Source organism: Myxococcus sp. AM009 (assembly GCF_013372605.1).
GTDB lineage: Bacteria > Myxococcota > Myxococcia > Myxococcales > Myxococcaceae > Myxococcus > Myxococcus vastator.
The window spans coordinates 1-19,018 of sequence record NZ_JABXEP010000099.1 but is presented as its reverse complement, the minus strand read 5'-3'; the positions used below and the strand labels follow the sequence as shown (position 1 = coordinate 19,018).

The window sequence follows — 19,018 nt, the reverse complement described above, 5'->3', positions numbered from 1 at the left end:
GTGAGGACTTCCGGCTCGGTCCTCGGGGGGATGTGCCACATGAATGCCAAAGACAAGGTCATCCAGGAGTACCGGGGACGTGCGCTCAAGGTGTTCATGTTGTGGGTGCTGCCGGTGGCGCCCATCGCCGCGTATCTCAATGGCATGGCCATGGGCGTGGCGGGCGGGTCAGGCCTGATTGCGGTGGCGTGGGTGCTGCCGCCCATCATCGTGGGCCTGGGCATCGCCTATCCCGCGCTGGTGCTGCATGTGCTGGTGGACGGCGCGCTGCGGGAGCGGCCGGAGGACGCGCCCGGCGCGCGGCTGGAGCGAATCCTGCGCCTGCCGTGGCGCGCCGCGGTCGCATCCTCATGGGGCGCGTGGACGCTGGGGGGCCTCTGGTTCAGCCTCCACGTGTGCCTGTTGTGGAAGAAGGACTTGTCCCTGGTCGTGGTGGGCACGCTCATCGGCATCTGCTTTGGCGTGGTGTTGGGCTTTCCCATTGGCGTCACGCTGGAGCGGCTGCTGTTGCCGGTGGCGCTGGAGGAGCAGCGCAAGGACCCGACGCTGGCCCTCAAGGGCGGCGGCTTCTTCTGGCCACGGCAGGCCTGGTTCATGCCCGTCACCTTCATCGGCTCCAGCGTCTGCGCGCTGGTGCTGAGCGGGTGCGTGGTGCTGGTGAAGCTGCAAGGCGTCCGGGACGAGCTGCACCGGGCGCTGGTGGCGGAGGGCGCGCACGGTTCGGCGGAGACGCTGATGGGCATGGGCGGGCTGCTGGCGGCGGAGCTGGCCTTCGGGTTGGCCTGGGTGGGTGGGCTGCTGGCGATTCCCGCTGTCACCACCTGGATGCTGGCGCGCCGCCAGGCGCACGCGGCGGGCACGGTGGGCGTGGCCATCGAGGCACTGTCCGCCGGGCGCGTCGTCTCACCCGCCTGGGTGTCCACGGATGAGATGGGGGACTTGTCGGCTGGCATGAACGCGGTGCTCATCCGCCTGCGGCAATTGCCCCTGTCGCTCAATGCCTCCGCCACGCGGCTGAGCGGCGCGGGGCGCCACCTGCGAGACTCGCAGGATGAGCACCAGCAGAGCCTGGTCCGTCAGGCGTCCGCGCTGCACGAGGCGCAGATGACGTCGGAGGAAATCAGACGCACGTCGCTGATGGCCGTCGAGCGGGCGGAGGAGGTGCTCCAGGTGGCCCGCCGCTCGGAGGCCCTGGGACAGCAGGGCGAGGCCGCCGTGGAGCGGAGCCTCAACGGCCTGACGGACATCCGCCGCGTGGTGGACGGCATCCAGGAGCGGCTGATTCGGCTGGCCCAGAGCACCACGCAGATTGGCGAAATCACCGAGTCGGTGAAGGACCTGGCGGACCAGTCCCACCTGCTGGCAATCAACGCGGCCATCGAAGCGGCGCGCTCGGGCGAGCAGGGGCGTGGCTTCGCGGTGGTGGCCCGCGAGATTCGCGGCTTGTCGGACCAGTCCATCCAGGCCACGCGGCGCATCCGCGGCATCCTCCAGGACATCAGCACCGGCATCCGCGACGCGGCGAAGATGGGCGAGGCCGGCGTGCAGACCATCGGCACGGGGCTGGACCAGATGCGGGCGTCGGGGGACTCGCTGCGGGAGCTGTCTCGCATCGCCCAGGAGAACTCCACCGCGGCCCGGCAGATTGCCGCCGCAGTGACGCAGCAGGATGCCGGCTTCACGCAAATCTTCGACGCCATCGCGGACCTGTCGCAGCTCATGGACGCCACGCTGAAGCGGCTGGAGTCCACGCAGGAGGCCACCGACACGCTGGGCGTTGTCTCGGACGAGGTGGCGCGGATGGCGCGGCAGTTCAACGCGGCGGGGTGACGGGAGCGCCGTGGCCCGGCGCCCCACCCAGCGGCAGCGTGAGGATGAAGCGCGTGTCTCCAGGCGCGGAGTCCAGCCGCAGCGCGCCGCCGTGCGCGAGCGCGATCTTGCGCGCCAGTGGCAGGCCCAGGCCGGTGCCCTTCTCGCGCGTGGTGAAGAAGGGCTCGAAGATGCGGTCGCGCTCCGTGCCGGGCACGCCGGGGCCCGTGTCGCGGACCTGGATGGTGTAGTGGCCGCCGCTGGACGCGCCGGACACCTGCACGCGTCCGCCCCGGGGCGAGGCCTGCACCGCGTTCTTCACCAGGTTGACCAGCGCCGCGGTGAGCAGGCTGCCGTCGGCTTCCAGCACCGCTGGGGTGGCGTCGATGTCCACCGCGACGTCGCGGGCGGTGGCCTCGGCGGTCATCAGCTCGCAGGCGATGGAGAGCAGGGCCGGCGCCTCCACGGGCGCGCGGGCCAGGGGCTGCTCGCGGGCGAAGGCGAGGAAGTCCTCGACGATGCGCTGGAGGTAGGCGACCTCGCGTTGGATGCGCTCCACGTGTGCGCCCGCGTCGGCGTGGGCGCCGGCCTGGAGGTCCTCCTTCAAGATTCCGGAGAAGAGGGCGATGCCGCCAATGGGGTTGCGCACCTCGTGGGCCACACCCGCGAGCATCATCTTCAGCTGTCGGTCCCGGCTCTCCAGGGCGCCTCGCATGTCCTCCAGCTCGCGCGCGAGGACGCCGATTTCCAGCGTGGGCTCCGGTGGCACCGGGGTCGTCAGGTCGCCCCGACCGATGCGCAGCGCGGACGCCATCAGCCGCCGCAGCGGCCGAGCCAGTCCGCGCGCCGTCACCACCGCGATGACGGCGAGCATGGCCAACACCACAGTGCCCATGACGGCATAGGTGCGCGACAGCTGCTGCAGGGGGCCGAAGAAGGCGGCGCTGCCCTCCACGCCCACGGCGCCCACCACGCGGCCCTCGTACAGGATGGGCGCATACCCCGTCTTGTAGAGCCGCCCGTCCGAGCCGGTGAAGAGCACCTGGCTGGCGGCGCGCTCCCCGGCGAAGACGCGGGTGAGCTCCAGCCTGTCGCGCGCCAGCTCCGGCATCTCCGCGCCCACCGGCAGCCCGCCCCCGACGTCCACGCGCATCCGCCCCTGCGTGTCCACGGCGTAGACGCGGCGCACGCCGCTGGCCTCCGCGATGTTCTCGAAGGTGCGGACGAAGTTGCGCCACGTGCGGGTGCTCGCCACGTCGTCGCCGGGCTCGATGGTCAGCAGCCGCTCGCCATGGACCTGGGTGGCGGTGGCGGCGGCGATGCCGCTCAGGCTGGTGCCCAGCTCCTCTTCCAGGATGACGCGCGCGAGCTGGTAGACGGCGGTGCCCGCCACCGCGACGAAGAGCAGGGTAGGCACGAGGAACGCCACCAGCAGCCGCGCGGAGAGCGAGCCCAGCGCGTCACGCCATCGCGAAGTGTGTGCGGCACCGTGAGGCATGTCCGGGGCGGGACTCTAGTCGAGCCTCGTCTCCCACGCGGGGATGGTGCTTTCGCCCCGCTGCCTGGCTGGACGGGGGTTGCCGAGGGCGTCGTCGTGTGCGTAACTTATGCGTGGCGCCTCACGGCGCTGTCCCATGACCTCCGCTCGCTAACCCAGGCTTCCGTGATTGCCCTTGCCGCTCCGGCCGATGTGCCGTGGCGTTGACGTGGGCTGTTGTCCGGATGCGTGGGTCCCCGCTGTGTCTCCCAGTCGTCTCACTGAACCCGAATGACCGGCGCCTTTGCGCGCGCGGCATGGAGAACACGTATGCGAAAGCTCAAGTACCACGTTGCCACCAGCGTCGACGGTTTCATCGCCCACGAGGACGATACCTACGGCGCCTTCATGCAGGACCGCCTCATCCAGGACAGCGAGCACGTCGCGGACTACGTCGCGTCGCTGGCGACCTATGCGACGGCGCTCATGGGCCGGCGCACCTACGAGGTCGGCCTCAAGGTGGGGGTGACGGACCCGTACCCGAAGATGGACACCTACGTCTTCAGCCGCACGATGAAGGAGCGCCCGGACCCGCGCGTGACGCTGGTGTCGGACGACGCGGTGGGCGAGGTCCGGCGTTTGAAGTCGCGGGAGGGCGGTGACATCTACCTGGCCGGCGGTGGCGTGTTCGCCGGCCTGTTGCTCGCCGAGGGGCTGGTCGACGAGGTCCTGCTCAAGGTGAACCCGCTGATACTCGGCTCGGGCATCCTCCTGACGTCCTCGCTGCGGCAGGTGGTGGACCTGGAGCTGAAGTCCACCAAGGTCTACGCCAACGGCGTCGTGCTGCTGCGCTACGCCGTGATGCCCCGGTCGAAGGCCTAGCTCGGGGCAGTTCGGGAGGGAGCGTGTCCGTGTGGCTTGGACGCGCTCCCTCGCGTGGGTTGCCCGTCTGGCGGTTACTGGAGGAAGGCGGCCTTCACCGCGTCCCAGCGGTACGTGCCCGACGCGGAGCGCTGCTGAATCTTCGCGGCCCCGCTCAATCAAACATCGCGACCAGCGCCTCGCCGAGCGTCTCCACGCCGACCACCTTCATCTTCGGGCCCGCGTCCTCCAGCCGCCGCGCGCTGCCGGCGGGCATCACCACGCGCTGGAAGCCCATCTTCGCGGCCTCCGCCAGCCGGGGCTCCACCTGGCCCACCGCGCGCACCTCTCCCGCGAGGCCCACTTCACCGAGCACCAGCGTCTTCGGATCCAACGGCCGGTTCTGGAGGCTGCTCACCAGCGCCGCGCAAACGGCGAGGTCACACGCCGGCTCCGTGAGCTGCATGCCGCCCGCCACGTTGACGAACAAGTCGCAGCCCACCAGCGGAATCTCTTCCTTCTTCTCCAGCACCGCCGCCAGCAGCGCCACGCGGTTGCCGTCCACGCCAATCGCCGTGCGCCGCGCGGTGCCGTAGCCCGTGGGGGCCACCAGCGCCTGCACCTCCACCAGCAGCGGCCGCGTGCCATTCAGCGTGCTCGTCACCACGCTGCCGGACTTGCCCACCGGCCGCTCCGACAGGAAGAGGGCGGACGGGTCCGACACCTCCACCAGCCCCGCGCCCTTCATCTCGAAGACGCCAATCTCGTTCGTGGAGCCGAAGCGGTTCTTGTGCGCGCGCAGGATTCGGAACGGGTGGCCACGCTCGCCCTCGAAGTAGAGGACCGTGTCCACCATGTGCTCCAGCACGCGCGGGCCCGCGATGGAGCCTTCCTTCGTCACGTGGCCCACCAGGAACGTGGGCACCCCCGTGCGCTTCGCATAAGCCATCAGCCGGCCCGCCACCTCGCGCACCTGGGTGATGCTGCCGGGCGCGTTGCCCAGCTCCGGCAGGTACATGGTCTGGATGGAGTCCACCACCAGCGCCTGGGGCTTCAACGCCTCCGTCGCCGTCAGCACCCGCTCCGCGTCCGTCTCCGCGAACAGGTGGATGGCATCTCCCTCCACCCGGAGCCGCTCGGCGCGCATCTTCGTCTGCCGCAGGCTCTCTTCACCGGAGACGTAGAGCACCGGTCCGTGCCGCGCCAGCCGGTCCAACGCCGCCAGCAGCAGCGTGGACTTGCCGATGCCCGGGTCGCCACCCAGCAGCACGAGGGAGCCACTCACCACGCCGCCGCCCAGCACGCGGTCGAACTCGGCGATGCCCGTGCGCCGGCGCGTCTCCGTCTCGCCGCTCACTTCCTTGAGCAACATGGGCCGCGCCGCGCCGCCCGAGGCGCCCCAGGCCGGACGTCGTTCATCCGCCTTCGGGTCCGTCTCCTCCAGCAGGGAGCTCCACGCGCCACAGTCCGGGCACTTCCCCAGCCACTTCGCCGCTTTGTAGCCACACGCCTGACAGGTGTAGTGCGTCTTCGCCTTCGCCATGGGTTGGGTGAATAGCGCGGAACCCTGACGTTTTTGCGGCCTTACAGGCAGGCACGACCGCAGAGCAGGCAGGCACCATGTCAAGCCCCTCGCGGCAAGTTGTACGGAGGGGAGGGGCAACCCAGGTTTGCTCCCAGGTGGGCGTCGCACCCTGCGTCGCTAAACAAGCAAGGGAGGTAGTCATGGGGATTATCGCGTTTCTGGTCATTGGTCTTCTCGCGGGTCTGATTGCCCGCGCGCTCATGCCGGGCAACCAGTCGATGGGGCTCATCGCCACCACGCTGCTGGGTATCGCCGGCTCCTTCGTGGGCGGGTTCGTCGCATCGCTCTTCCGCAGTGACGGCAACGTCTTCGATTTGCACCCGACGGGCCTCCTGTTCTCCGTCCTGGGCGCACTCCTGGTGCTGTTCCTGGTGGGCCTGGCCGGCAGGGGGCGCCGCGTCCACGTCTAGCGCCGCGCGTCCGCTGACGCGCTGAGCCCCTCCCGAGGGGCGCGGGACCCTGGAAAGTCGTCAACCTGGCTGCTCGCGGGCGTTGACAACTTTCCGGGGTCCACGCACGTTCGGGCCCTCATCTGTCCGTAGAGGAGCCCATGCCCGACACCGCCACTGTCTCCCGCGAGAGCGAGTTTTCCGGTCACGCCCACGTCGCCGCGCCACCTCCGTCTGGCGTGGACGTGCGCCATGACTGGTCGCTGTCCGAGGTGCGGGCCCTCTATGAGCTCCCCTTGCTGGACCTGGTGCACCAGGCCCAGACGGTCCACCGGGCGGTGTTCGTGGACAACAAGGTCCAGCTCTGTTCGCTGCTGTCCATCAAGACGGGTGGCTGCCCGGAGGACTGCTCGTACTGTCCGCAGGCGGCTCGCTACAAGACGGGCGTCAAGGCGGAGAAGTTGATGGCCGTTCCGGACGTGCTGGATGCCGCGTCCAAGGCCCGCGCCGCCGGAGCCACCCGCTTCTGCATGGGCGCCGCGTGGCGCGAGGTGAAGGACGGTCCGCAGTTCGACAGCGTGCTGGAGATGGTGCGCGGCGTGCGCGCGCTGGGCATGGAGGCGTGCGCCACCCTGGGCATGCTCTCCGAGAGCCAGGCGAAGCGCCTGCGCGAGGCCGGCCTGTCCGCGTACAACCACAACCTGGACACGTCGCCCGAGCACTACGGCGACATCATCTCCACCCGCACCTATGAAGACCGGCTGCGCACGCTCAACCGCGTGCGCGACGCCGGCATCTCCGTGTGCTGCGGCGGCATCATTGGCATGGGCGAGTCGGTGGAGGACCGCTGCAACCTGCTGCGCACCCTGGCCAACCAGGAGCACCACCCGGAGTCGGTGCCCATCAACGCGCTGGTGGCCGTGGAGGGCACGCCGCTGCAGGAGCAGCAGCGCGTGGAGACGGTGGACATGGTGCGCACCATCGCCACCGCGCGCATCCTGATGCCCCAGTCCATGGTGCGCCTGTCCGCGGGCCGACAGCAGATGAATGAAGAGGCGCAGCTCTTGTGCATGATGGCGGGCGCCAACTCGCTCTTCTTCGGCGAGAAGCTGCTCACCACCGGCAACCCCGAGTACACCCAGGACATGGCCCTGCTGGAGAAGGCGGGCATCCGCCCCCTGGAGCCGCGTCAGGAAGGCTGAGCCCATCGTGAGTGATGAAGCCGTCGCGGCGGCGTGGGCCCGGGAGGACCTGGAGGCCCTGTCCGAGCGCGACCTGCGCCGGTACCTGGAGCCCCTGGATTCTCCTCAGGGGCCCGTGGTGCGCGTGGGGGGCGAGACGCTCGTCAACTTCGCGTCCAATGACTACCTGGGGCTGGCCGCGTCGCCCACCGTGCGCGCCGCGGCGCTGGCCGCCGTGGAGCGCTACGGCGTGGGCACCGGCGCCAGCCGGCTGGTGGTGGGGGACACCGCCGCGCATCACCGGCTGGAGGCGCGGCTGGCCGCCTTCGAGCGCGCCGAGGCCGTGCGCCTGTTCAACAGCGGCTACGCGGCCAACACCGGCATCATCCCCGCGCTGGTGGGGCCCGAGGACGCCGTCTTCTCCGATGCCCTCAACCACGCCTCGCTCGTGGATGGCTGCCGCCTGTCACGCGCCCGCGTCCGCGTCTATCCACACGCGGACGTGGAGGCGCTGGGGCGCGCCCTGGCGGAGACGCCCGCGCGCCGCAAGCTGGTGGTGACGGACACCGTCTTCTCCATGGACGGGGACGTGGCCCCGCTGCGCGACCTCGTCGCCGCGTGCCGGGCCCACGGCGCGGCGTTGATGGTGGATGAAGCGCATGCCACCGGCGTGCTGGGCGCCCGCGGCGCCGGCCTCTGCGACGAGCTGGGGTTGGAGAACGAGGTGGACCTGCGCATGGGCACGCTGAGCAAGGCGCTGGGTGGCATGGGCGCGTACGTGGCCACCTCTCGCGCGGTGGCGGACCTGCTGGTGTCCCGCGCGCGGCCCTTCGTCTTCTCCACCGCGCTGCCCGCGCACCTGTGCGCCGCCGCCGAGGCCGCCGTGGACGCCGTGGAGGGCGACCCGGACCTGCGCGAGCGGCTGTGGCGCAACATCCGCCGCTTCGCGGACGGACTGCGCGGCCTGGGCGTGCGCGCCGAGCCGCGCAGCGCCGTGTTCCCCATCATCCTCGGCGAGCCCGAGCGGGCCCTGGACGCCGCGCGCCGCCTGCGCGAGGCCGGCGTGCTGGTGAAGGCCATCCGCCCGCCCACCGTCCCCGAGGGCACCAGCCGCCTGCGCTTCTGCCTGTCCGCTGCCCACACCGTGGGCCACGTGGACCTGGCGCTGGAGGCGCTGCGCACCGTGGGAGTCCGTCGTGGCTGAGCGCGACAAGCCGTTCCAGATTTTCGTGACGGGCACGGACACCGGCGTGGGGAAGACGCAGGCGTCGTGCGCGCTCCTGTCGCTGCTGGCGGACGCGGGGCTGCGGCCCCAGGGCCTCAAGCCCTACGAGAGCGGCTGCGCGTCCCTGCGCGCGCCCGCGGACGCGCTCGCCCTGCGCGCGGCGGCGGGCAGCTCGCTGCGCGTGGACGAGGTGTGTCCCCACCGCTTCCGCCTGCCCGTGGCGCCGGGCGTGGCCGCCAGCCGCATGGGGCGCGAGCCCGACTGGGACGTCACGCTGGCCGCGTGGCGCCGGCTGCGCGGGGGCAACGCCGTGGTGGAAGGGGCAGGGGGCCTGTTCGTGCCGCTGGACTCGAAGCACGACGTCATCGACCTCATCGCCACGTTGCGCCTGCCCGTGCTGCTCGTGGCGCGCGCGGGCCTGGGCACGCTCAACCACACCGCCTTGTCGCTCCAGGCGCTGGCCGCGCGCCGCATCCCCGTGCGAGCCGTGCTGCTGTCGCGCGGGACGTCCGCGAAGGATGTCTCGGAGCGCGACAACCGGCGGCTCCTGGAGGCGCGCCACGGCGTCCCGGTGCTGGGACCGGTGCCCTTTCTTGCCGACGCGCGGCGCCGCCATGCCGCGTTCCGCCGCGCGCTCCGGCCGCTGCTGCCCTGAACGCGCGGAGGCCGGAAAATCGGCCTCCGGCGCGTTTCCGTTCCAGGGCCAGTGCTACAGGTCGCGCAAGTTTTCGGGACATGCGGCCGTGAAATGGACGTGCCGTTTTTTCCGCGCGAGAACGCCTCACGAATGGCGGACATCATCGATCTCACGTTCCTCGCGGACGTCCGGCGGCTCTACAAGAAGCTCATCGACCAGAGGGGGCTCTCTTACTTCCTGCAAAAGGAAGGGCCTCGGCTCTTTCACATCGAGCCCTCCAAGGTCGAGCTCGTGCTCCGGACCGCGCTGCGCGCGCGCGACCCTCAACTTCCCCGGCCTCATGACAAGGCCATCGAGCACTGCCGCAAGGAGGTTCGCCGCGACCTGATTCGTCGTGTCGCGAACGCCATGCTGCAAACGGGCCTGTGAGCCGCTTCTCCGCGCGGACGGACTTCGCACGGACCCCCAACCCGTTGGCACTGGCGCTCGAAAGGCACCGCGCCAGCGGCCGCCCCCTGCGGGACCTCACGGAATCCAACCCCACGCGGGTGGGGCTGCCCCTGCCGGACGCGGCGCTCCTGGCCCCCGAGGACGCCTTCGCCTACGAGCCCGAGTCCCTGGGGCTCGCCTCCGCGCGACACGCGCTGGTGGCGGACTTCGCGGCCCGAGGCGCCTCCGTCTCCGAAGCACACCTGCTGCTGACCTCCAGCACCAGTGAAGCCTACGGCTGGCTCTTCAAGCTCCTGTGCGAGCCAGGGGACAACGTCCTCGTCCCGGCCCCGTCCTACCCCCTGTTCGAGCACCTCGCGCGTCTGGAGGGCGTCCAGACGCGCTCCTACGCCTTGCCCCGCGCGCATGGCTTCGGCCTGGACGCGGGGCGGGTGGCGGAGTCCTGCGACGCGCGCACCCGCGCAGTGCTGGTGGTGAACCCCGGCAACCCCACCGGCCACTTCCTGCACGAAGGCGAGCTGGCGGCGCTGGCGGACGTGTGCGCGCGCCGCCGACTGGCGCTCGTCTGCGATGAGGTCTTCGCGCCCTTCGCCTGGGCCTCGGCGCCCGGGCGCGTGGCCACCGTGGCGGGGCGCGCGCTGCCGATGCTGACCTTCGCGCTGGGCGGCCTCTCCAAGTCCGCGGGGCAGCCCGGCCTCAAGCTGGCGTGGACGCACGTGGGCGGGCCCGCGGCCCTCCGTGACGAGGCGCTGGCCCGGCTGGACTGGGTGGGGGACACGTACCTGCCCGTGGGCACGCCCGTGCAGCGGGCCCTGCCAGCGCTCCTGGCCCACGCGCCGCGCTTCCAGGCGGCGGTGCTGGAGCGGGTGCGGGGCAACCGGCAGCGCCTGCTCAATGCCCGGGCTCGCGACGCCCGCTGGGACGTGGTGCCGGCGGAGGGCGGGTGGAGCGCGGTGGTGCGGATTCCCAGGGCGCCCGGCGAGGAGGCCACCTGCCTGGCGCTACTGGACGCGGGCGTGCGGGTGCAGCCGGGCTACTTCTACGACTTCGGCGGCGGCGCCTTCCTCGTGCTGTCGCTGCTGCCCCAGCCCGAGGAGTTCGCCGCCGCCGTCGAGGTGCTCGCGCGGACGCTGGGGCCCTGAGGCCCCTTCACCTCAGTCCACGGGCGGGGCGATGAGCTGCACCGTCACGAACTCGCCGGCCTGTACGCGGAACAGCTCGTACTCGGACGGGGCCTCGCCGTCGGCGTTGAAGTCGAGGTTGCCGCTGGCGCCCGTCACGTTGATGACCGTGCCGTTGCGGATGGCCGCCCGGGCCCCCGCGAAGCCCTCCGTGCCCAGGTTGTACGCCTGGACGGAGGCGCCCTCGGGCGGCGTCACCAGCGCCAGGCCGTCCGCGATGCGCGTGCCGGTGATGGGCAGCGGGGTGTTGACGTCGGGGCCCGCGGCGTACGCGGCGCCGAGCGCCACCAGGTACATGGCGTCATACGCGTGCGCGGTGAAGGAGTACTGGCCCGGGTCCGTCTGGTTGTTGGCGGAGCGGAAGCGCTGCGCGAACAACTGGTAGACGAGGTCCGGACGGGCCTGCGCGGGCGACGTGCCGTAGGCGCCCTCCACCAGGTTCGTGTTGGCGCCCAGCGCGGTGAAGAGGCCGCGGTCCTTGCCGGCGTCGGTGAAGAACCACCGCTGGCTGGTCCGGCCCGCGGTGGCCGTCTGGTTGATGATGCGCGCGTTGTCCTCGGAGAAGCCGATGAGGACCTCGACATCCGGCTGGTCGGTGGTGATGTGCTGCACCACGCTGCTGATGTCGGTGCCGTTGCGGCTGTACTGGGCGGACGTCACGGTCCGCTGGGTGGCGTCGATGCGGCCCAGCGTCACGCCGAAGAGGCCCTGTCCGTAGGCGTCATTCACGTAGCTGATGCCGACCTTGGAGACGCTGTCGTAGAGCGGGGCCCCGTTCACGAGGATGTCGCCCTGGAGCAGGTCGCCGATGATGCGCCCCTGCACCGCATCGGACGGCGCCGTCCGCCACACCAGGCCCGCGCTGGTGCCAATCGTGTCGTTGATGGCGGCGATGTCGGGGCTGGTGCCGCTGTACGTAATCATCAGCACCCCGTTGGCCACGGTGTGCGTGGCGACGGCGAGCGCCTGGGCGCTGCTGGAGGTGAAGATCATCGGCACCTGGCGCTCGCGAATCAGCCACTGCGCCTGCTCGGCGGCGCGGTTCGGCTCCGAGCGCGTGTCGCAGATGTGGAGGACGAAGGGCCGGCCGTTGACGCCCTCGCGCTGATTGATTTCGTCGAGCGCCAGCTTGATGGCGTTGAGCGCCTGCACCTCGGACTCGTCCGGGCCGTCGGAGGTGCTCAGCGGCACCGCGGCGCCCAGGGGAATGGCGTTGGCCGAGGAGGTCGGGCCGTAGACCTCTCCACAGCCCTCCGGCTGCGGCAGGCAGTAGCCGGCGGTGCACACCTGCGCGGTTTCGCAGTCCGAGGACGTCTCACACTCAGTCAGTCCCCCGGCGGCGGTGAAGCTGCACCCGGCCATCAGCAGGGTGCTTCCCGTCATCATCAGTCTCAGCGCGCGCATCAGAAGCTCACCGCCATTCCCGCTCCGGCGCCCTGGGGCGCCATCGTGACTCGCACTTCCCCCGCGGCCGGGGGGCCTTCCTTCGGGTAGAGGACGATGGCGGTGATGACCCCCGCCAGGCCCACGCCGAAGCCGATGTCCGCCAGCAGCGCGCGGCTGCGCGTCTTGTCGGCGAACTCCTCCTTGGACGGCACGTTGGTGGCGCTGTCGAACTGCTCCCGCGCGTCACGCGCCTGCATGCCGAAGAGCACGCCCGCAACGACTCCCGCCGCGCCCACGCCGGCCGAGGCGAAGGCGCCAATGCGCTGGCGCTTGTAGGACGTCAGCGCGCGCTGCAGCTCGGCCTCCTGCTGGCGCCGGTTCTCCTCCTCGGCGCGGCGGGCCGCGAGCTGCTCCTCTTCCGCCTGCCGGCGCGCGGCGTCCGCTTCGTCCTGGAGCCGCTGGCGCTCGGCGTTGGACGCGGCCGTGGCCTGGTCTTCCTTCTCGATGAGGACCCGCAGCCGGTCGATGCTGCGCGCGCTGCGCTTGAGCAGCGTGGAGTCCGTGCCGTCGGTGGCGCCCACGTACTGCTGGTACCAGCTCACCGCCTCGCGCAGGTCGCCCGCGTTCTCCAGGGAGATGGCGATGTTGTAGATGAGCCGCGGGTGGGGCTGGGCTTCATGCGCCTTCTTCAGCGCCTCCGCCGCCTCGCGGTACTTGCCTGCCTGGTACAGGCGCTCACCCTCCTTGATGAGGGCCGCTGCACTCTTCCCCCGCTGTGCGAACGCCACCGGAGGCGCCAGCGCGAGAATCACCGACAACACGAAAGCCAGTCTCATGACCTGAGAGCCTAGCGCGGAGCTCCGGGAAGGTCGAAGTGCTGACTTTTACTTCCTGTGAAAAACGCAAGGGCCGCCCCCGCGCTCCGTGCGAGCGGGAAGCGGCCCCGAGGTGTTTCAGGCTGCTACAGGCGGGCGGGGGCTCAGTGGTCCAGGCGCGCCATCAGCAGCTTGCGCTGGAGCATCAGCGCGTCCGGCGCCTTGGTGCCGAGCTGCTCGAAGAAGACCTCCTGGCTCTTGAGCTCGGACTTCCACTCGTCCTCCTTGATGGACGTGACTTCCGTCACCACGTCGGAGGCCAGGTCCAGGCCCTTGAGGTTGAGGCCCTCGTCGGCGCGGGGCACCCAGCCCAGCAGCGTCTCCTGGGTGGGGACGCGGCCGTGGACGCGGTTCACGATCCACTCCAGCACGCGCATGTTCTCACCGAAGCCCGGCCACATGAACTTGCCGCTCTTGTCCTGGCGGAACCAGTTGACCTGGAAGATCTTGGGCAGCTGGGCGATGTGCTTCTGCATGTCCAGCCAGTGCTGGAGGTAGTCCCCCATGTGGTAGCCGCAGAAGGGCAGCATGGCCATGGGGTCGCGGCGCACGACGCCGACCTTGCCGGTGGCCGCGGCCGTCGTCTCACTGCCCATGGTGGCGCCCAGGAACACGCCGTGGGTCCAGTTGAAGGCCTGGAGCACCAGCGGGACGGTGTTGGAGCGGCGGCCGCCGAAGATGAGCGCGGAGATGGGCACGCCCGTCGGGTCATTGGCCTTGGGGCTCAGCGCCGGGTTGTTGGACATGGGCGCGGTGAAGCGGCTGTTGGGGTGCGCCGCCTTCTCCGTGCTGCCCTTCTTCCAGGGGCGGCCCTGCCAGTCGGTGAGCTCGTCGGGGACCTCGCCGTCCTTGCCCTCCCACCACACGTCGCCGTCCGCCGTCAGCGCCACGTTGGTGAAGATGGTGTCCTTGGCGATGGACTCCATCGCGTTGGGGTTCGTCTTGTAGTTGGTGCCGGGCACCACGCCGAAGTAGCCGGCCTCCGGGTTGATGGCGTACAGGCGGCCATCCGGACCGGGGTGCATCCACGCGATGTCGTCGCCGACCGTCTCGATCTTCCAGCCCTTGTACTCAGGGGGCGGAATCATCATCGCGAAGTTCGTCTTGCCACACGCGGACGGGAAGGCGGCGGCGACGTAGGTCGTCTCACCCTTGGGGCTGGTGACGCCCAGGATGAGCATGTGCTCGGCCATCCAGCCTTCCTCGCGGCCCAGGTAGCTGCCGATGCGCAGCGCGAGGCACTTCTTGCCCAGCAGCACGTTGCCGCCGTAGCCGGAGCCGAAGCTCCAGATGGTGTTGTCCTGGGGGAAGTGGCAGATGTAGCGGCGGTCGGGGTCCACGTCGCCGGTGCTGTGCAGGCCGCGGTTGAAGTCGTCGCTGTCACCCAGCATGTCCAGCGCCTGCTTCCCCATGCGCGCCATGATGCGCATGTTCAGCACGACGTAGATGCTGTCGGTGATTTCCACGCCCAGCTTGGTGAAGGGGCTGCCGATGGGGCCCATGGCGTAGGGCACCACGTACATGGTGCGGCCCTTCATGCACCCGGAGAACAGGTTGCCCAGCTTGGTGTAGGCCGCCTCGGGCTCCATCCAGTTGTTCGTCGGGCCGGCGTCCGTCTTGTTCGGCGTACAGATGAACGTGAGGTGCTCCACGCGCGCCACGTCGTTCGGGTTGGAGCGGTGGAGGTAGCTGTTGGGGCGCTTCTCCGGGTTCAGCGGGATGAGGATGCCCTCCTTCACCGCCTGGTCCGTCAGCCGCTTCTTCTCCGCCTCGGACCCGTCACACCAGACGATGCGGTCCGGCTGGGTCATCTCGGCCATCTTGGCCACCCAGGCGAGGAGCGTGGGGTTTTTCGTGGGGGCCTGCTGGCCCTCCGCCGCAACTTGCGTCGAAGCCATGGATTCGTCCTTGTGGTTCATGTCTGGAGACAGGCCCCAAACGTTCTGGAAGGGGGGCACAAATGCAACCCGCGACCGCCTCCCCACCTTGGTACCGAACAGGCCGCTCCTAATTCCACTTATCAGCGTCCGGGCATCCAGAAGTAAACGGCGCACTGCGCCACGACACTCGCCATATCAGCGCGGCGAATACAGCTTGGGGCGGGCCTTATGACCATCGCCATCGTCCTGGGTGTTGTCGTCGTCGCGTTGGTGCTGTTCTCGTTCGACACGCTTCCCATCGAGGTCAGCTCGCTCGTGGTGGTGTGCCTGCTGGCGCTCACGGGCGTGCTCTCGCCGGCGCAGGCGTTCGAGGGGTTCAGCAACGACACCGTCATCTTCATCTTCACGCTGCTCGCGATGACGCAGGGGCTCGCCTCGACGGGCGTGGTCCAGTTGGTGGGCCAACGGCTGGCCTTCTTCGCCCGCTTCGGCCATCAGACGTTCGTCATGGCGATGATGGTGGCGGTGGCCGTCTTCTCCTCTGTCATCTCCAACACGGTGACGACGGCGGCCTTCCTGCCGGTGGCCATTGGCGCCGCCCAGCGCGCCAAGGTGCCCAAGAGCAAGGTGCTGCTGCCGCTGGCCTACGCCTCCATGCTGGGCGGCATGGTGTTCCTCTACGGCACCTCCACCAACCTGGTGATGTCCGCCGCGATGCAGCGGCAGGGCATGCCGGGCATCGGCGTGACGGAGCTGGCGCCGGTGGGGTTTCCGCTGGCCATCATCGGCATCCTCGGGGTGGTGCTGCTGGCGCCGTGGCTGCTGCCCGCGCGCGAGGGGCACGGCGCCATGGAGGACTGGACGCTGCGCGACTACCTCACGGAGGCGGTGCTGCCGCCGGACTCGCGCTACGTGGGCAAGGAGCTGGGGGACATCTCCGAGGGGCTGGGGCTGCGCGTCATCGGCATCATCCGCGACGGCGAGGCCCTGTCCGCGGTGCCGGGTTACCGGCTGCGCGGCGACGAGCGGCTGCTCATCGAAGGCAACCGCGAGACGATTCTGCGGGTGAAGGACCTGCGCGGCATCGAAATCCGCCCGGACGTGCGGCTGTCCGACGAGGAGCTGCGCGTGAAGGACACCCTCCTCATCGAGGCCAGCGTGCCGCCCGGCAGTCCGCTGGTGGGGCGCAGCCTGAAGGAGACGCTCTTCGTGGAGCGCTACGGCATGGTGGCGCTGGCCCTGCACCGCAAGCCCGCCATCCAGCGCGTCACCAAGCTCCAGCTCCTGGGCCGCACCTTCGGGGAGCGCTCGCTGTCCATGCTGCCGCTGTCGGTGGGAGACGTGCTGCTGCTGCGCGGCGCGCGAGACAGGGTGGACGAGCTGGCGCGCGGCGGCAACCTGACGGTGCTCAGCGGCCACGAGTACCAGCCCCCGCGCTACGGCAAGGCGCTGCTGGCGGTGGTGCTGTTCCTGGGCGCGCTGGCGGCGGGCTCGCTGGGCGTGGTGCCGCTGTCGGTGGCGGGCCTCACCGGCATGTTGCTGATGATTGCCACCGGCTGCGTGGACCCGCGCACCGCGTTCCGCGTGGACTGGCGCGTGGTGCTGCTCATCGGCTCCATGATGGCGCTGGGGCTGGCCATGGAGGTGAGCGGCGCGGGCGCGTTCGTGGGAGATAGGGTGGCGGCGCTGGGCGCGTATGGCGGCCCGCGCACGGTGATGGTGCTGCTGATGGTGCTGACCATCGTCCTGTCCGCGCCCATGAGCAACCAGGCCGCGGCGCTGGTGGTGCTGCCGGTGGCCATCAACGCCGCGCAGCAGCTCGGCGTGGACGCGCGGCCCTTCGCCATGGCGGTGACGCTGGCGGCCAGTTGTTCGTTCATCACCCCGCTGGAGCCCAGCTGCGTGCTCGTGTACGGCCCGGGGCACTACCGCTTCACCGACTTCTTCCGGCTGGGCACCCCGCTCACCGCGGGGCTGGTCCTCCTGCTCACGGTGGCCGTGCCCTGGGCGTGGCCGCTGGAGAAGGGCGCCTCGCCGGCGCCGGTGGCGCCTCGGCCGGCCGTGGGCCTGCGGGCGCCCCCGGGGCCGTGACGGCTTCAGTGGATGGCGGCGCGCAGGCCCACGTCGGTGATGACCTGGGCCTCGCGCTCCAGCATCCACTCCAGCCGCGCCTTCACGCTGGCTTCGTCGCCTTCGGACGCGGTGACGGCCAGCCGGTAGAAGAGGGACTGGTGGCCGTCCTCGGACTGGGCCAGCTCGCCGTAGAAGCGCGCCAGGGCCGGGTCGGTGAGGCCTTCGGCCAGCAGGGACAGGCGCTCGCAGGAGCGGGCCTCGATGACGGCGGCCACCAGCAGCCTGTCCATGCGGCGCTCGGCGGCGGGCGTGCGAATCAGCTTCTGCAGGCCCTGCGCGTAGGGGTCCCCCGCGTCCTTCGTCAGCGTGAGGCCGCGCGCCGCCATCAGGTCCAACACGCGGGCCAGGTGGGCGCTCTCCTCGCGCGCCAGCCGCGCCATCTGCGAGGGCAGGCCCGGCAGGTCCGGGTAGGCCTGGAGCATGGAGAGGGCGTTGGCCGCGGCCTTCTTCTCGCAGTGGGCATGGTCCACCAGCACCTCGTCGAACCGCTCGAGCGCCAGGGGCAGCCAGCGCGCGTCGGTGGCGGCGTGGAGGATGACGGGGCCCTCTCCAGAGAGGGGACGGCGGGAAGGCGTGGGACGGCTCATGCGGGCGCGGACTGTACGCGGCCGGTGGCTACTCCACCAGGACGAGCCGCCACGTCCGTCCGGCCAGGTAGCCGACCTTGCGGGCGATGCGGGCGGTGCTCTCGTCCCGCTCGTCGATGCGCAGGGTCAGCCGCGGCAGCGAGGACAGCAGGTGGCGGGAAATCTGGCCCAGGCACAGCAGGGCGTGGCCCTTCTTGCGCTCCGACGGCAGCGTGTAGAGGCCCTCCAGCTCCGCGCCGTACTGGGAGCGGCTGCCGATATCCACCTTGAACACCAGCGCGCCGTTCTCCTCCAGCACGTAGGTGCGGCGCTGGCGCACGCGCTGGATGACGCGGGCCTCGTAGCCGCGCGGGTCCTCGGCCAGCGGGTCGCGTTCGTGCACCTCGCGCACGTAGCCCTGGGCCAGCGGCAGCAGCCGGGGCAGGTCCTCTTCCTTCGCCAGCCGCAAGAGCGGGTTGGTGAAGGGGCCCAGGTCGTCCGCGGACACGCTGAACAGCCGCTGCGTGCGCGACAGGCGCGGCTTGCCCGGCGCCAGGCTGCGCAGCAGCGCGTCCACCGACGCCTTGTCCCCCACCGTGGAGCGCAGCTTCAGGCGCGAGGCCAGCGCGTCCGCGATGACGCTGGTGGCGCCCGAGTCGCTCGCGCTGGGCACCACCAGCCCGCCGTCGCCGCCCACGAACACGGCGGCGGTGAGGACCTGGCTGTCGAAGCGTCCGTAGAAGGCGAAGGGCACCCTGCCACGGGGGGCGATGCCGAACTCCTCCAGCAACCCCAGCAGGTAGAGGTTGTGGACCGGGTCCTTCGACAGCAGCCCCCGAAGGGCTTCCGCGTCATGGGAACCAAGCTGTTCGACGGTCACGGGCATGAAGGGTCGGGGGCTCCGGCACCTTACGCAAAACCCGGCCCTACCGGCCAGTCTCCCCGGGGACGCGGAACTCGAAGGGGTAGACGACCGTCGCCTTTCCTCCGCCGAAGGGCGCCGGGAAGCGGACGTCCAGCAGCGAGTCCAGCGCGCACGCCTGCACGAAGGGGTCCGGAATGGTGCTGGACACCAGCTCGCCCGCGTTCATCACCCCGCCCTCGTTGCCCGCCTCCACGGTGAAGCGCAGTTTCACGGTCTGCGGGCCCCGGTTGCGTTGTGCCGCGTCCTCGAAACATTGCTGCACGAGCGGAGTCACCGCCTGGATGGCGGCGCGGATGTCGTCGGCGTGGATGCGGCCGGTGGTGGCTTCGACCACGGGCTCCACCTCCACCACGCGCCGCGGGTCCCCCGAGGCCGCGGGCGGCGCGGGCACCTCGCTCCTCGCGGACGGGAAGCTGGGAGGTGGCAGCACCGGCGGGGGCGTGGTGCTGGGCGGGGAC

At 70.7% G+C, this 19,018-nt stretch carries 17 protein-coding genes; 9 read left to right on the top strand and 8 right to left on the bottom strand.

The annotated features are described in order from the left end of the window. Positions 1 to 39: 39 nt before the first annotated feature. Positions 40 to 1,830: a methyl-accepting chemotaxis protein gene (locus HV824_RS23030; protein WP_255208264.1), complete on the top strand. Its 1,791-nt coding sequence runs from the start codon at positions 40 to 42 to the stop codon at positions 1,828 to 1,830. On the opposite strand, the gene HV824_RS23025 is transcribed toward HV824_RS23030, so the two are convergent. Then, complete coding sequence (locus HV824_RS23025) at positions 1,814 to 3,307, bottom strand: HAMP domain-containing sensor histidine kinase (protein WP_176424217.1); 1,494 nt, start codon at positions 3,305 to 3,307, stop codon at positions 1,814 to 1,816. The genes HV824_RS23030 and HV824_RS23025 overlap by 17 nt on opposite strands. A gap of 309 nt (positions 3,308 to 3,616) precedes the next feature. Here HV824_RS23025 and HV824_RS23020 point away from each other — a divergent pair, with 309 nt between their 5' ends. After that, on the top strand, positions 3,617 to 4,168 hold the full coding sequence (locus HV824_RS23020; RefSeq protein WP_176418877.1) for a dihydrofolate reductase family protein: 552 nt from the start codon (positions 3,617 to 3,619) through the stop codon (positions 4,166 to 4,168). A gap of 154 nt (positions 4,169 to 4,322) precedes the next feature. Here HV824_RS23020 and radA read toward each other — a convergent pair whose 3' ends face one another. Beyond that, positions 4,323 to 5,690 (bottom strand): DNA repair protein RadA, encoded by a 1,368-nt coding sequence (gene radA, locus HV824_RS23015; protein WP_176418878.1) that lies wholly within the window; start codon positions 5,688 to 5,690, stop codon positions 4,323 to 4,325. Positions 5,691 to 5,872: 182 nt separating this feature from the next. On the opposite strand from radA, the gene HV824_RS23010 reads away from it, so the two are divergent. The 6 genes from HV824_RS23010 (at position 5,873) to HV824_RS22985 (ending at position 10,756) form a co-directional block, all read left to right on the top strand. Then, entirely contained in the window at positions 5,873 to 6,142 is a 270-nt protein-coding gene (locus HV824_RS23010; protein WP_176409613.1) for a GlsB/YeaQ/YmgE family stress response membrane protein, read from the top strand. Positions 6,143 to 6,282: 140 nt separating this feature from the next. Then, positions 6,283 to 7,323, top strand: a complete 1,041-nt coding sequence (bioB, locus tag HV824_RS23005; protein WP_176418879.1) for a biotin synthase BioB — start codon at positions 6,283 to 6,285, stop codon at positions 7,321 to 7,323. Positions 7,324 to 7,330: 7 nt separating this feature from the next. Next, positions 7,331 to 8,506 carry an 8-amino-7-oxononanoate synthase gene (gene bioF / locus HV824_RS23000; protein ID WP_176409615.1) on the top strand — a complete coding sequence of 392 codons (1,176 nt, stop codon included), beginning with the start codon at positions 7,331 to 7,333 and terminating at the stop codon, positions 8,504 to 8,506. Continuing rightward, positions 8,499 to 9,182: a dethiobiotin synthase gene (bioD, locus tag HV824_RS22995; protein ID WP_176424216.1), complete on the top strand. Its 684-nt coding sequence runs from the start codon at positions 8,499 to 8,501 to the stop codon at positions 9,180 to 9,182. The genes bioF and bioD overlap by 8 nt, the downstream gene beginning before the upstream one ends. 132 nt (positions 9,183 to 9,314) lie before the next feature. Continuing rightward, entirely contained in the window at positions 9,315 to 9,593 is a 279-nt protein-coding gene (locus HV824_RS22990) for a hypothetical protein (protein WP_013935584.1), read from the top strand. Next, positions 9,590 to 10,756, top strand: coding sequence for a pyridoxal phosphate-dependent aminotransferase (locus tag HV824_RS22985; RefSeq protein ID WP_176424215.1), 1,167 nt, complete (start codon positions 9,590 to 9,592; stop codon positions 10,754 to 10,756). The genes HV824_RS22990 and HV824_RS22985 overlap by 4 nt, the downstream gene beginning before the upstream one ends. 12 nt (positions 10,757 to 10,768) lie before the next feature. On the opposite strand, the gene HV824_RS22980 is transcribed toward HV824_RS22985, so the two are convergent. The 3 genes from HV824_RS22980 to HV824_RS22970 all read right to left on the bottom strand — a co-directional run bounded on the left by HV824_RS22980 (position 10,769) and on the right by HV824_RS22970 (position 14,954). After that, a complete protein-coding gene (locus HV824_RS22980; RefSeq protein WP_176418882.1) occupies positions 10,769 to 12,199 on the bottom strand; it encodes an ABC transporter substrate-binding protein in 1,431 nt (476 codons plus the stop codon). Then, positions 12,199 to 13,017 (bottom strand): tetratricopeptide repeat protein, encoded by an 819-nt coding sequence (locus HV824_RS22975; RefSeq protein WP_176418883.1) that lies wholly within the window; start codon positions 13,015 to 13,017, stop codon positions 12,199 to 12,201. The genes HV824_RS22980 and HV824_RS22975 overlap by 1 nt, the downstream gene beginning before the upstream one ends. A 143-nt stretch (positions 13,018 to 13,160) precedes the next feature. Beyond that, on the bottom strand, positions 13,161 to 14,954 hold the full coding sequence (locus HV824_RS22970) for a phosphoenolpyruvate carboxykinase (GTP) (protein ID WP_176418884.1): 1,794 nt from the start codon (positions 14,952 to 14,954) through the stop codon (positions 13,161 to 13,163). A 210-nt stretch (positions 14,955 to 15,164) separates the two neighbouring features. On the opposite strand from HV824_RS22970, the gene HV824_RS22965 reads away from it, so the two are divergent. Beyond that, complete coding sequence (locus HV824_RS22965; protein ID WP_176418885.1) at positions 15,165 to 17,027, top strand: SLC13 family permease; 1,863 nt, start codon at positions 15,165 to 15,167, stop codon at positions 17,025 to 17,027. Between the two features lie 5 nt (positions 17,028 to 17,032). On the opposite strand, the gene HV824_RS22960 is transcribed toward HV824_RS22965, so the two are convergent. The 3 genes from HV824_RS22960 to HV824_RS22950 all read right to left on the bottom strand — a co-directional run. Next, positions 17,033 to 17,656, bottom strand: coding sequence for a tRNA-(ms[2]io[6]A)-hydroxylase (locus tag HV824_RS22960; protein ID WP_176418886.1), 624 nt, complete (start codon positions 17,654 to 17,656; stop codon positions 17,033 to 17,035). A 28-nt stretch (positions 17,657 to 17,684) separates the two neighbouring features. Beyond that, entirely contained in the window at positions 17,685 to 18,521 is an 837-nt protein-coding gene (locus HV824_RS22955; RefSeq protein ID WP_176424214.1) for a GNAT family N-acetyltransferase, read from the bottom strand. Positions 18,522 to 18,561: 40 nt separating this feature from the next. Further along, positions 18,562 to 19,018 (bottom strand): AgmX/PglI C-terminal domain-containing protein (locus HV824_RS22950; RefSeq protein ID WP_176424213.1); only part of this gene is annotated, 457 nt, incomplete at its 5' end.